Source organism: Streptomyces sp. NPDC088261, from assembly GCF_044740805.1.
Classification (GTDB): domain Bacteria; phylum Actinomycetota; class Actinomycetes; order Streptomycetales; family Streptomycetaceae; genus Streptomyces.
This window is the reverse complement of the sequence record NZ_JBIURL010000023.1, coordinates 49,987-62,595: the sequence shown is the minus strand read 5'-3', so window position 1 is coordinate 62,595 and position 12,609 is coordinate 49,987. Positions and strand designations below refer to the sequence as shown.

Sequence of the window (12,609 nt, the reverse complement as noted above, 5' to 3'; positions counted from 1 at the left end):
TCCAGTGGCGTCCAACCCCCTGGGGCACGGCCCTCCGGCCGGTCAAATCCGTTGCGCGCGTGCGCGTCGCTCAGACCGCGATCGCGACCTCCGAGAGGCCACCCGTCTGCGCGACGACCGTGCGGTCCGCCGTGCCGCCGGGGACGAGGGCCCGTACGGTCCACGTTCCCTCGGCCGCGTAGAAGCGGAACTGTCCGGTCGCCGAGGTCGGGACCTCCGCGGTGAACTCGCCGGTCGAGTCCAGCAGCCGTACGTAACCGGTGACGGGCTGGCCGTCCTTGGTCACGGAACCCTGGATGGTGGTCTCACCGGGCTTGATCGTCGAGGCGTCGGGGCCGCCGGCCTGTGCTCCACACATACGTTCAGTCCTTACAGGTCGGGACGGATTACTTGTTGGCGCCGAGCTCGATCGGCACACCCACGAGGGAGCCGTACTCGGTCCACGAGCCGTCGTAGTTCTTGACGTTCTCGACACCGAGCAGCTCGTGCAGCACGAACCACGTCAGGGCCGAGCGCTCGCCGATACGGCAGTACGCGACGGTGTCCTTGGAGAGGTCGATCTGCTCGGCCGCGTACAGCTCCTTGAGCTCGTCGTCGGAGCGGAACGTACCGTCGTCGTTGGCGTTCTTCGACCACGGGATGTTGCGGGCGGTCGGGATGTGGCCCGGGCGCTGCGACTGCTCCTGGGGGAGGTGCGCGGGGGCGAGCAGCTTGCCGCTGAACTCGTCGGGCGAGCGCACGTCGACCAGGTTCTGCGTGCCGATCGCGGCGACGGCGTCGTCGCGGAAGGCGCGGATGGCGGTGTTCTGGGCCTTGGCCTTGTACGAGGTCTCGGCGCGCTGCGGCACGGCCTCGACCAGGTCGCGGGAGTCCAGCTCCCACTTCTTGCGGCCACCGTCGAGGAGCTTGACGGAGTCGTGGCCGTACAGCTTGAAGTACCAGTACGCGTAGGACGCGAACCAGTTGTTGTTGCCGCCGTACAGGATGACGGTGTCGTCGTTCGCGATGCCCTTGGCCGAGAGGAGCTTCTCGAAGCCCTCCTGGTCGACGAAGTCGCGGCGGACCGGGTCCTGGAGGTCGGACTTCCAGTCGATCTTGACGGCGTTCTTGATGTGGTTCTTGTCGTAGGCCGAGGTGTCCTCGTCGACCTCGACGATGACAACCTTCGGGTCGTCGATGTGGGCCTCGACCCAGTCGGCGTCTACCAGGACGTCACTGCGGCTCATGCTGTTCTCCTCCGGGGCAGTTACGGCGAGATGGTGCGAGTGGTGCCAGTGGTACGGGGAGCGGCTTCCGGGCACGGGGCGGGGAGGCCTGCGTACGGCGCGTGTGGGCCCTGGACGGCGCGCGGGGGCCCGGGGAAATGCGGGAAGATCCTTGAACTGAAAAGGCCCGCTCAGAGGGTGCGACAGAGCATGGCGGAGACGCGGCACAGGTCTACTGCCCGCCGCTTCGTGAGGTCCGCCTGTCGCTTCATGGTTCCGATCGTAGGTACGTCCTGCCGGACATGTCACCGCCGTGTCACATGGCGAGACGCGATCGCCCACCATGCGAGACAAAATCCGATGACCCCAGGAATCCCGGGGAGAACGGGATGTTCAGTCCCGCGGGGTGGTCACGTAGGCGGTGAAGGCGGTCCACGCGGTGGGCGACAGGGCGAGACTGCCGAGCCCGGTGTCCTTGGAGTCGCGGACGTGGACGGCGTCGGCGCGGGCGGCGATCTCGACGCAGTTGTCACCGCCGGTGCCGCTGTAGCTGCTCTTGAACCAATCCGGTTCGGCGGGACTCATAGCGCCTCCTCGCGCGGAACGGTCACGTACGCGGTGAAGGCGGCCCACGCGGTGGGCGAGAGAACGAGACGGCCGAGCCCGGTGTCCTTCGAGTCACGTACGAGAACGGCGTCAGCGCGGGCAGCGACCTCGACGCAGTTGTCACCGCCGCTGCCGCTGTAGCTGCTCTTGAACCAGTCCAGTTCGGTGCCGCTCATAGCGCTCCTCGCATCTGCTCCAGCAGGCTCACGGTGGCCTGGCGGCTCAGGGCCTGTGAGCGCATCTTGCCATAGCGCTGGAGCATGGAACTTACGAGTTTCGGATCCGTGAGAAGCGTGCTGCTGTCGTGGCCTTCGACATAGCCGATCCAACGATGGTCCGGCGTTTCGGCCAGGTACATCTGTCCGTCGACGCCCATGTGATCCTCCTGGCGCAGCGGCATCAGCTGTATCTCGACGTTGCGCTGGAGGGCGGCTGCCAGCAGGTGATCGATGACCGTCCTGGTCACCTCGGGACCGCCGAGACGTCTCTCCAGAAGAGCCTGTTCGATGATGAAGCTGAACGCGGTGTTCGGCCTTTCCGTCAGCAGGCGCTGCCTGGCCAGTCGCGCGGCAACCAACTGTTCGATCTCGTCCTCCGCCAGCGGCGGCAGTCGGCGCTCGAAGAGCTCCCTGACGTAGGACTCGGGCTGCAACAGGCCGGGGATCCCCCGGCACTCGTACGCGTACAGCGACACCGCCTCTTCCTCGATCCCGGCCCACTGCCGGAACCAGCTGGCCAGCCCCGCCTTGCGCGTCAGGCTGCGGCCCGCCGCCTCCAGGACCCGGCCCGCCACCGGGCCCAGGACGTCGCCGGCCCGGTCGACCAGACCCCTCGGCGGGTAGCGCTTGCCCTGCTCGATCTTGGCGATGTACGGCGCCGAGTACCGCACCAGCGGTCCGAACTCCTCCTGGGTCAGGCCCGCTTCCGCGCGCAGCGCCTTCAGCACCGCGCCGAAGGTCCTGAGGCTGTCGGACGGTTCGGCCTCGCCCCTCGCCCCGCCACCGTCACCGCTGATGTCCACCATGCCGACCGCCTCCCGCTCTCCCTGCCACCGCCGCGCGTGCAACCTGAATCATCATCATTACGAAGAGTCACCCACCCAGTCCACCGAGTGAGGCGATACAAGCGGATCTGTACTGGTGGCGTACCTGGGGGCGCGGCGGCCTCACCAGCACGCTGGGGTGCATGACAGCACCGCGTTCCCAAGCGTCCCTGTCCGTGGGCGCGTTCACGCAGCGGTTCTCCGCCACCCGGCGGGGGGCGCGGCTCGCGCGGGTTCTTGCCGCGCATCAGCTGGACGCCTGGGGCGTCCCGTACGGCTCCGAGGCGTCCGACGCCGTCGCCCTCGTGGTCGCCGAACTGGCCGCCAACGCCGTCCGGCACGGCCGCGTCCCCGGGCGGGACTTCGCGCTGCGGCTCACGTACGACGGCGGTGAGGGCCTCGTACGGGTAGAGGTGTCCGACACGCACGACGCGCTGCCCCGCCTCCGCGTGTGGGACCCGGACGCGGACGGCGGTCGGGGGCTCCGGGTGGTCGACGCCCTGGCGGTGCGCTGGGGGACGAGTGGCCGTAACGGTCCGGGGAAGACCGTGTGGGCGGTCTGCGCGCTGGCGGACCGCCTCGGGCCCGGACGATGACGGTCGGGGTCAGCCGGTGAGGGCGACGTCCGTGCCCGTGCCGGAGAAGCGGAGGCCTTCCTCCGTGGCGGTGACCTTGTCGAGCGTGATGCTCGTCGGGAGGCCGTCGATCTTGAGGTCGTACGAGTCGACCAGGCCCTTGATCTGGTCGTCCAGGCCGGGGATCGGCAGTTCGCCGACGTCGACCGCCTCGAACGTGGCGGTGTTGCCGCCCTTGAGCGCCGCCGTGCAGTAGACGGTGATGTCCTGCCCCTTGAGCGCGCCGGCCACGACGTCGGGGACGGGGATGTTCGCGCCCTCCAGGATGTCGGTCGCCGGGCCCGAGACCTTGACCTGGCCCTTGGCGGCGCGTTCGGCGCCCGCGTAGCCGATGGTCGCGCCCTTGGGCGCGGTCCTGGCGAGGTCGGCGTACGAGACGCGGGCCGAGCCGTCGGCCTCGCCGACGGTGGCGGAGGAGAAGCTGCTGTCGAACGCGACGTCCCGGAGCTTCGCGCGGACGTCGGTGACCTTGACGGTCTGGCCGTCGGCGGTGGCGTCGAGACTGCCGAGGCTGATGTCCACCTCGTCGAGCGAGGAGCCGACGACCTGGGTCAGGAACGGGAAGCCCTTGATGGAGACCGTGGGGGTGGAGCTGAGCCCCTGACTCGTCCGGAGTTTGTCGGCGACCTGCCCTTGGGCGAAGTACACGGCGGCGCGGTCCGCGGCGACGAACAGCCCTCCGAAGATCACGACGAGTATCAGCAGTATTCGCAGTGCGCGCATTGCTCGGTTTCCCCCACCCTGATGGTGCTCTGTTCGATTCCGGCCCCCCTGACGACGGTGAGCGTAACCCCCGTCCGGAAGCGCTCTCACCGGAGGGACCGACGCGGGGCCGGGGCGGACGGTTCCCGACGGGGCCGTCCGCGGGCGGGAGTTGGCCTGCGGTACACAGCGGGCGCACAGGTGGGGCACAGGTGGGGGTGAGGGGGGGCCGGCCCGGTGGCGCCGGGCGACGCGCCCCCCGCCTCCGGGCCGGCGGCCCCCCACCGCCTGTGCCCCGGTCCCTCCCCCGGCTCAGGACAGCGCGCGGCCCAGCAGGTAGACCGCCGGGGCGGCGGCGGTGAGGGGGAGGGCGACGCCTGCCGTCATGTGGACGAAGCGCGACGGGTAGTCGTAACTCGCCGCGCGCAGGCCGATCAGCGCGCAGACCCCCGCGCCGAGGCCGAGCAGCGCGCCCTTCGCGCCGAGGTCCGTCAGCCCGCCCGCCACGACGCCGGCGCCGGTCGCCGCCAGCAGGGCCACCACGACGGAGACCACGCCGGGCAGCGGCAGCGCACGCGCGACCGTCGCCACGGCGACCGCGATCGCGCCGACGACGACGGCGTCCGGGACGGCAGCGAGATGTCCGGTGGCCAGGATGGCGAGCGCGGCGGAGGCGACGGTGGCCATCAGGCCCTGCATCCGCTCGTCGGCGCCCGCGTGGCTGCGGAGCTGGAGGACGAGCGTGAGCAGCACCCAGATGCCGAGCGTGCCGAGGATCGCGGCGGGGCCGTTCTCCTTGCCGACGGTGAGGAGGACGACGTCGGAGACCAGCCCGCCGAGGAACGCGAGCGCGATGCCCTGCCGGGCCGGCCACATGCCGTTGAGCCGGAACCATCCGGCGGCGGTGACGGCCTGGAGCAGGACGAGCGGGACGAGCAGCGCGTACGGGCCGAGGGCGGCGCCGCCGGCGAGGAGCAGCCCGAGCACCGCGGTGAGCCCTGCGGGCTGCATGCCGGGCGGAATGATGGGCGACCGCCCCTCGGCGCGGGCGCGCTGGGCGTCGGTGATGCGGGCGTTGCCCATAGTGGTGGGCGGGCTGTACCCGTCGGCGACGGAAGCGCCCTGGGGCGCGCCCTGCCCGAACGCGTCGAAGGCCCCACCCTGCGGGGGCGCGGCGGCGCGCGCGGACGCGGCGGGATACCCGGCGACCCCGGGTTGCCCCCCGGCCCCGGGGAACCCAGCGCCCCCGGCACGGCCCCCGGCCCCGGGGTACCCAGCGCCCCCGGACTGCCCAGCGCCCCCGGGAAGCCCCGCGGCTCCGGCGGGCCCGGTGTGTGCCGCGGCCCCCCCGGGGTACCCAGCACCCCCGGGATGTCCCGCACCCCCGGCGGGCTCGGCGTGTGCCCCGGACCCGGCATATCCGTTGGACCCCACGTGCCCACCGGCCCCTGCGTGAGCCCCGGGCTGAGCGTGAGCCCCGGGCTGCCCGTATCCGTCGGACCCCGGGTATCCGGGAGACACCCCGCGCCCGTTGGAACCCGCAGACCCGGCATGCGCCGCAGGCCCGGTATGGGCGGCCCCGGGCTGCCCGTATCCGTCGGACCCCGGGTGCGCGGGAGATCCCGTGGGCCCCGTGGGCCCTGTCTGCGCGGCGGAGCCCCCGTGGGCGTGGGGACCCGCAGGTGCGGCAGACCCAGCGTGAGCCGCAGGCTCGACGTATCCGTCAGGCCCTCGGTATCCGTCAGGCCCCGCCTGTCCGGGAGAGACCCCACGCCCATCGGAACCCACATGACCGGCAGACCCCGCGTGAGCCTCCGGTCCGGCGTATCCGTCAGGCCCCGTATACGCGCCGGACCCCGTCCGCCCATCAGGCCCCGCCTGTCCGGGAGACACCCCGCGTCCGCTGGAACCAGCAGGCCCCACGTATCCGTCGGGCCCCGGGTACGCGGCAGAGCCCGTCCGCCCGGGAGACACCCCGTGTCCGTTCGACCCCGCGTGCTCAGCAGGACCCGCGTGGGCCCCCGGCCTCGCGTATCCGTCAAGCCCTGCCCGCGCGGGAGAACCCGCTTGCGCCCCGTATCCGGCGGATGCCCCCTGGCCGCCCGCCTGCGGCACAGGCGGTACGTAGCCGTTGGGGGTTCCGTGCGTCGGCGACGGGCCGTGTGCGTTCGGGCCCGGTGCGTTCGGGCCCGGGTGGGCGCCGGGGGCCGCGTGGGCTCCGGGGCCGGTGGGGCCCTGGTGTGCGCCCGGGTCGGTGGGGCCTCCGTGTGCGCCCGGGGTCGGGGGGCCGTAGCCCTCCGCGCCCTGCGCGGGAGTCGCAGGCCCCGGGGCCTGGCGGCGCCGGCGGCGGCCCTGGGGCTCGTGCGAGGGCGGCGCTGTGATGTCCGGGGTCTCCGGGGTATCCGGGGTCTCCGGGGGCAAGGGGTACGCGCCTTGCGGCGGCAGGTACGCCGTGTCCGCGGCGGGCTGCTGGGGCCGTACGTGCGGCTGGTACTGCGTGTCCCACGTCTGGCCCTGCCAGGTCTGCGACGACGGTTCCGCCGACGCGGGTCCCACCTGCCGCGGTTCGGCCCAGCCCTCGCCCTGGCCCTGGCTCTGGCCATGCCCCTGTCCCTGGCCATGCCCCCAGCCCTCGCCCTGCGGAGGCGGCGGCGACGCCTGGTCCCCGAGCCCGGCACCGTACGAGTTGCCCGCCGGCGCCTGGTCCCCGAGCCCGGCACCGTACGAGTTCCCCGTCGGTGCCCGGTCCCCGTACCCCGGCCGGTGCGGCTCCTGTGGGTACGGGTGGCCGTACTGGTCGTACCCCGGTCCGTACGGGTTCTGCTGATCGTCGCTCATGCTGTGCGGTTCACCCTCCTGCGAACGGCGGGAGCACCTCGACCGTGCCGCCCTCGGCAAGCCGTACGGTCTCATGCCCGCGGGTGCCCACGGGGGCGCCGTCCACCAGGAACGAGCACCGCCGGAGCACCAGGGCCAGCTCGCCCGGGTGGTTCAGCCGGGCCGCCTCAAGCGCTTCCGCCAGGTTGTCGGCGGTGTACGGCTCCTCCGCCGTCCCCGCCGCGGCCTTCGCCGCCGCCCAGTAGCGAATCGTTCCCGCTGCCATGAACGGTCCTCCCTTCCCGGTCGTGTGCCGGCCCGTCCGGCCGGTCGTGTGCCGGCCCGTCCGGCCGGTCGTGTGCCGGCCCGTCCGGCCGGTCGTGTGCCGGCCCGTCCGGCCCTCCGTGCCCGTCCGCCCACCATGTCCGTCCGGCCCTCCATGATGGACGAACCCCCTCACCGCTCCGGCACCAGCCACCCCGCGATACGCCCCAGCAGCGCCTCGTCCGCCGCGTTCTCCGCGTGACCCATGCCACGCTCCACCCACAGCTCCGCCGCGCCCGCCGCCGCCAGCATGTGCGGGTGGTCCAGCGGGAAGTACGGATCGCGGTCGCCGTGCACGAGCAGCAGCGGGGTCGGGGCGATCAGGGGGACCGCTTCGGTCGGAGACAGGGGTACGGGGTCCCAGTCCCGGTCATGGATACGGGTACGGAAGCCCACGCGTCCCACGAACCGCCCCGCCGGCCGCGTCACCACCCAGTGCAGGCGGCGCATCGGAGCCGTACCCCGGTAATACCAGCGAGCGGGCGCACTGACGGAGACCACCGCGTCCGGCTCCGCTTCGATGCGCCCCCCGTGCCGCGCTCCGTGCAGCGCCGCGTGACGCAGCACCACCGAGCCGCCCATCGAGAAGCCCACCGTGACCACCCGCGTATGGCCGAGCGAGCGGGCCCACTCCACCGCCGCGGCCACGTCCAGCACCTCGCGGTCGCCGACCGTCGACCGGCCACCGGACGCCCCGTGCCCCCGGAAGGAGAACGTCACCACGGCCGCCCGGCGTGCGAAGACCCGGGCCGCGCGGCGGATCGCGGGCCGTTCGAGTGACCCGGTGAAGCCGTGCGCCACCACGATCGCCGTGCCCCCGGACCCCTCATGATCCGCGGTCGAATCCTGGGGGAAACCCGCTGTACACGGCTCGTACATCGCGTCAAGAGGCACCCCGTCGGCCGTCCTGAGGACCGTGCGCACGGCCCCCGGAGCGGTCGGGGTATCTGATGAACTGCGGTATCGACCCTCTTCCAAGGCGCACATGTGGGCTATTCTGCTGCGAAGAGGATCCGGGCAACGTAGCCCCCGGGTCCTTTTGCGTTTCCCGATCGTTGTTACAGACAGATGTCACAGGGTGACGAACGCAGCATTACGAACACCGCTCGAAGAACACGCACCACCAGCAGTGCCGCATACGTCCTCGCAGGGACCGAGGAGGAACCGACGTAATGGGCAAGCGAACCGTGTACGACCCCAGCATCACCCCGCACGAAGCCCGGTACGAAGCCGGGTACGAAACCAGCTCCACCGGGGCAGGTGAGCCGCGATGAGTTCTCTGCTGCTCCTGACCAACGCCCTCCAGCCGTCGACGGAGGTGCTTCCCGCCCTCGGACTGCTGCTCCACAACGTGCGGGTCGCCCCCGCCGAAGGCCCCGCTCTCGTCGACACCCCGGGTGCCGACGTCATCCTGATCGACGGCCGCCGCGACCTCCCGCAGGTGCGCTCGCTCTGCCAGCTGCTCCGCTCCACGGGACCGGGCTGCCCGCTGCTCCTCGTCGTGACGGAGGGCGGCCTCGCGGCCGTCACCGCGGACTGGGGCATCGACGACGTCCTGCTCGACACGGCGGGTCCCGCCGAGGTCGAGGCCCGGCTGCGCCTCGCGATGGGCCGCCAGCAGATCTCCGCCGACGACTCCCCGATGGAGATCCGCAACGGTGACCTGTCGGTGGACGAGGCCACCTACAGCGCGAAGCTCAAGGGCCGGGTCCTGGACCTGACCTTCAAGGAGTTCGAGCTGCTCAAGTACCTCGCGCAGCACCCCGGCCGGGTCTTCACCCGCGCCCAGCTGCTCCAAGAGGTGTGGGGGTACGACTACTTCGGCGGTACGCGGACGGTCGACGTCCACGTACGGCGCCTGCGGGCCAAGCTCGGCCCCGAGCACGAGTCGCTGATCGGGACCGTACGCAACGTGGGTTACCGCTTCGTCACCCCGGAGAAGGTCGAACGGGCCGCCGAGGAGGCCAAGGCGAAAGCCACCGCCGCCCTGAGCGGGGCCCGTACGGACGCCCGTACCGACGCCCGTACGGACAGCGGCGCGGAGACCTCCGCCGACCACCGCCGGGACCGTCGTGCCGAGGAGCCGCGGCACAACGGAACGGCCGGCGGAACGGTCAACGGGACCCCCAACGGGACCGCCGACGCGCGCTATGCCGAGAGGGAAGCTGCCGGACGGCCTGCCAAGAGGTAGGTCACCACGCGTAGACTGCCGCGCGTGGCCAAGGTGACGCGGGACGATGTGGCACGACTGGCGGGGACCTCGACCGCGGTCGTCAGCTATGTCATCAACAACGGACCCCGGCCGGTCGCCCCGGCCACGCGCGAGCGGGTACAAGCCGCGATCACGGAACTGGGATACCGGCCCGACCGGGTGGCGCAGGCCATGGCCTCACGGCGGACCGATCTCATAGGGATGATCGTGCCCGACGCCCGGCAGCCCTTCTTCGCGGAGATGGCGCACGCGGTCGAACAGGCCGCGGCCGAGCGCGGGAAGATGGTGCTGGTCGGCAACTCGGACTACCGCGACGAGCGTGAGGTCCACTACCTGCGGGCCTTCCTCGGCATGCGGGTCTCCGGCCTGATCCTGGTCAGCCAGGGCCCGAGCGAACGCGCGGCGGCCGAGGTCGAGGCGTGGGAGGCGCGGGTCGTCCTGCTGCACGAGCGCCCCGAGTCGCTGGACGACGTCGCCGTCGTCACGGACGACATCGGCGGCGCCCAGCTCGCCACCCGCCATCTGCTGGAGCACGGGCATCCGTACGTCGCCTGCCTCGGCGGCATGGAGGACACCCCGGCCGTCGGCGACCCGGTGGCCGACCATGTCGAGGGCTGGCGCCGGGCGATGCTGGAGGCCGGCCGCTCGGTGGAGGGCCGGCTCTTCCAGGCGCCGTACAACCGCTACGACGCCTACCAGGTCGCGCTGGGGCTGCTGGCGGGCCCCGACCGGCCGCCGGCGATCTTCTGCTCCACCGACGACCAGGCGATCGGCGTGCTGCGCGCGGCCCGCGAACTGCGCCTGGACGTGCCGGGCGAGCTGGCGGTGGCGGGCTTTGACGACGTCAAGGAGGCGGGGCTCACCGATCCCCCGCTGACGACGGTGTCGTCCGACCGTCCCGCGATGGCGCGGGCGGCGGTGGACCTGGTGCTGGACGAGGGGCTGCGGTTGGCGGGGTCGCGCCGGGAACGGGTGAAGCAGTTCCCGTCGGCGCTGATCGTGCGCCGGTCGTGCGGTTGCTCGTAGAGCCGGAGATCCCGCCGGTCCCGATGCCGTAGGGGCTGCGGACTTTATATCGGGCATACAGGGTTCTGTCGGGCTTCTCACAGGCTCCTCAGCCCGTTCTCATCTGGGGCCACGACAGTCATATGCATGACGAACTACTGGGGCCGCACCGGCGGCGAGGACAGCGAAGAGCACCAGCCCCAGGGAGCGTTCGGGGACCCCGCGTTCCCCCCTCCTCCCCCGTATCAGCCCAGCGTTCCCGCTCATCACGGCCACGGCGGCCAGGGCGGCCACGGGGGCACCCCCGCCGCGCGCCGGCTGCGCGGTCCGGTCGGACTGCTCGCGGCGGTGGCGGTCGCCGCGGCCGTGGTCGGCGGCGGTACGGCGGGCCTGGTCGAGCACTACTCCGGGGACAACACCACGAGCACCACCTCCACGACCGTCAGCGGCGCGAGCGTCTCGCAGAGCAGCCTCGGCACCGTGGCCGGCGTGGCCAAGGCGGTGTCCCCCGCGATCGTCGAGATCAACGCCACCTCCGACGCGGGTGAGGCGACCGGCTCCGGCGTGGTCCTCACCCCCGACGGCGAGATCGTCACCAACAACCACGTCATCGCCGACGCCTCCTCGGTCAAGGTCCGGCTCACGGACGGCACGTCGTACACGGCGCGGGTCGTCGGCGCCGACCCCGCGAAGGACCTCGCCCTGATCAAACTGGACGGCGCGAGCGGCCTGAAGACGGCCACACTCGGCGACTCCTCCCAGGTCAAGGTGGGTGACGAGGTCGTGGCGATCGGCTCGCCCGAGGGGCTGTCCGGGACGGTGACGAGCGGGATCGTCTCCGCGCTCGACCGGGACGTGACCGTACCGAAGGAGACCGACCAGAGCCAGCAGCGGCAACAGCAGGACCAGGGCGGCGGCTGGCCGTTCCAGTTCGGCGGACAGCAGTTCAACGGGGACACCGGGGACTCGACCACCACGTACAAGGCGATCCAGACCGACGCGTCGCTCAACCCGGGCAACTCCGGTGGCGCGCTGATCAACATGCGGGGCCAGATCATCGGCATCAACTCGGCGATCTTCGCCTCCGGCTCCGGCACGAGCAGCTCGGAGGCGGGCAACGTGGGCCTCGGCTTCGCGATCCCGGTCGACACCGTGAAGGCGGACCTGGCGAGCCTGCGGGACGGCGGCACCAACTGACGACCGCGGCGGCCACCGCGGTCGCACCACATACGCCACCCAGACAGGGGGCCGTGCGACGCTGGTAGCAGCCCTGCCCCCGTCCCCCGCCCCTCCTGCCGGAAGAAGCGACATGAGTCCCGCCGAAGGCGATCCCCAGCGGATCCTGATCGTCGACGACGAGCCCGCCGTGCGCGAGGCTCTCCAGCGGAGCCTCGCGTTCGACGGCTACGGGACCGAGGTCGCCGTGGACGGTTTCGACGCGCTCGCCAAGGCCGCCGCCTACGCACCCGACCTGATCGTCCTCGACATCCAGATGCCGCGCATGGACGGCCTCACCGCCGCCCGCCGCCTCCGGGCCGGCGGCTCCACGGTCCCCATCCTGATGCTGACCGCGCGCGACACCGTCGGCGACCGGGTCACCGGTCTCGACGCGGGCGCGGACGACTACCTGGTCAAGCCGTTCGAGCTGGACGAGCTGTTCGCGCGGATCCGCGCGCTGCTGCGGCGCAGCTCGTACGCGGCGGCCACCGAGGGGGTCGCCGAGGAGGACGTCCTCGCCTTCGCCGACCTGCGGATGGACCTGACGACCCGTGAAGTCACGCGCGGCACACGGCGCGTGGAGCTGACCCGTACCGAATTCACCCTCCTGGAGATGTTCCTCACGCACCCGAGACAGGTGCTCACCCGCGAGCAGATCCTCAAGGCCGTGTGGGGCTTCGACTTCGAGCCGAGCTCCAACTCCCTTGATGTGTACGTGATGTACCTGCGGCGCAAGACGGAGAGCGGCGGCGAACCGCGCCTCGTCCACACCGTGCGGGGAGTGGGGTACGCCCTGCGGGCCGAGGTCGCCGCGGGCGGTCAGGAGTGATCTCTCCGGTACGC

At 72.1% G+C, this 12,609-nt stretch carries 15 protein-coding genes; 5 read left to right on the top strand and 10 right to left on the bottom strand.

The window, feature by feature from the left end:
- Positions 1–70: 70 nt before the first annotated feature.
- The 6 genes from ACIODU_RS30865 to ACIODU_RS30840 all read right to left on the bottom strand — a co-directional run bounded on the left by ACIODU_RS30865 (position 71) and on the right by ACIODU_RS30840 (position 2,835).
- Positions 71–358, bottom strand: coding sequence for a DUF1416 domain-containing protein (locus ACIODU_RS30865; protein ID WP_161309662.1), 288 nt, complete (start codon positions 356–358; stop codon positions 71–73).
- Between the two features lie 28 nt (positions 359–386).
- Complete coding sequence (locus ACIODU_RS30860) at positions 387–1,226, bottom strand: sulfurtransferase (RefSeq protein ID WP_356429282.1); 840 nt, start codon at positions 1,224–1,226, stop codon at positions 387–389.
- Between the two features lie 170 nt (positions 1,227–1,396).
- Positions 1,397–1,477, bottom strand: coding sequence for a putative leader peptide (locus ACIODU_RS30855; RefSeq protein WP_356429407.1), 81 nt, complete (start codon positions 1,475–1,477; stop codon positions 1,397–1,399).
- 121 nt (positions 1,478–1,598) lie between these two features.
- Entirely contained in the window at positions 1,599–1,790 is a 192-nt protein-coding gene (locus tag ACIODU_RS30850) for a DUF397 domain-containing protein (RefSeq protein WP_401771855.1), read from the bottom strand.
- Positions 1,787–1,987, bottom strand: a complete 201-nt coding sequence (locus ACIODU_RS30845; RefSeq protein WP_401771854.1) for a DUF397 domain-containing protein — start codon at positions 1,985–1,987, stop codon at positions 1,787–1,789. Before ACIODU_RS30845 ends, ACIODU_RS30850 begins: the two co-directional genes overlap by 4 nt.
- Positions 1,984–2,835 (bottom strand): helix-turn-helix domain-containing protein, encoded by an 852-nt coding sequence (locus tag ACIODU_RS30840; RefSeq protein WP_401771852.1) that lies wholly within the window; start codon positions 2,833–2,835, stop codon positions 1,984–1,986. The genes ACIODU_RS30845 and ACIODU_RS30840 overlap by 4 nt, the downstream gene beginning before the upstream one ends.
- Positions 2,836–2,996: 161 nt before the next feature.
- Between ACIODU_RS30840 and ACIODU_RS30835 the strand changes: the two genes are divergently transcribed.
- A complete protein-coding gene (locus ACIODU_RS30835) occupies positions 2,997–3,449 on the top strand; it encodes an ATP-binding protein (RefSeq protein WP_401771849.1) in 453 nt (150 codons plus the stop codon).
- A 9-nt stretch (positions 3,450–3,458) separates the two neighbouring features.
- Here the strand turns inward: ACIODU_RS30835 and ACIODU_RS30830 are convergent, their stop codons facing one another.
- From ACIODU_RS30830 to ACIODU_RS30815, 4 genes are all read right to left on the bottom strand, one after another.
- Positions 3,459–4,211 carry a DUF2993 domain-containing protein gene (locus ACIODU_RS30830; RefSeq protein ID WP_401771847.1) on the bottom strand — a complete coding sequence of 251 codons (753 nt, stop codon included), beginning with the start codon at positions 4,209–4,211 and terminating at the stop codon, positions 3,459–3,461.
- A 291-nt stretch (positions 4,212–4,502) separates the two neighbouring features.
- Entirely contained in the window at positions 4,503–5,711 is a 1,209-nt protein-coding gene (locus tag ACIODU_RS30825; RefSeq protein ID WP_401771845.1) for a hypothetical protein, read from the bottom strand.
- A gap of 1,327 nt (positions 5,712–7,038) precedes the next feature.
- On the bottom strand, positions 7,039–7,293 hold the full coding sequence (locus ACIODU_RS30820) for a MoaD/ThiS family protein (protein WP_401771843.1): 255 nt from the start codon (positions 7,291–7,293) through the stop codon (positions 7,039–7,041).
- Between the two features lie 170 nt (positions 7,294–7,463).
- Complete coding sequence (locus ACIODU_RS30815; RefSeq protein WP_401771841.1) at positions 7,464–8,318, bottom strand: alpha/beta hydrolase; 855 nt, start codon at positions 8,316–8,318, stop codon at positions 7,464–7,466.
- A 283-nt stretch (positions 8,319–8,601) separates the two neighbouring features.
- Between ACIODU_RS30815 and ACIODU_RS30810 the strand changes: the two genes are divergently transcribed.
- The 4 genes from ACIODU_RS30810 (at position 8,602) to ACIODU_RS30795 (ending at position 12,595) form a co-directional block, all read left to right on the top strand.
- On the top strand, positions 8,602–9,522 hold the full coding sequence (locus tag ACIODU_RS30810) for a response regulator transcription factor (protein WP_401771839.1): 921 nt from the start codon (positions 8,602–8,604) through the stop codon (positions 9,520–9,522).
- Between the two features lie 24 nt (positions 9,523–9,546).
- Positions 9,547–10,569, top strand: a complete 1,023-nt coding sequence (locus ACIODU_RS30805; RefSeq protein ID WP_356429317.1) for a LacI family DNA-binding transcriptional regulator — start codon at positions 9,547–9,549, stop codon at positions 10,567–10,569.
- A 126-nt stretch (positions 10,570–10,695) separates the two neighbouring features.
- Positions 10,696–11,745 (top strand): S1C family serine protease, encoded by a 1,050-nt coding sequence (locus ACIODU_RS30800; protein WP_401771835.1) that lies wholly within the window; start codon positions 10,696–10,698, stop codon positions 11,743–11,745.
- Between the two features lie 112 nt (positions 11,746–11,857).
- On the top strand, positions 11,858–12,595 hold the full coding sequence (locus ACIODU_RS30795) for a response regulator transcription factor (RefSeq protein ID WP_401771832.1): 738 nt from the start codon (positions 11,858–11,860) through the stop codon (positions 12,593–12,595).
- Positions 12,596–12,609 lie beyond the last annotated feature (14 nt).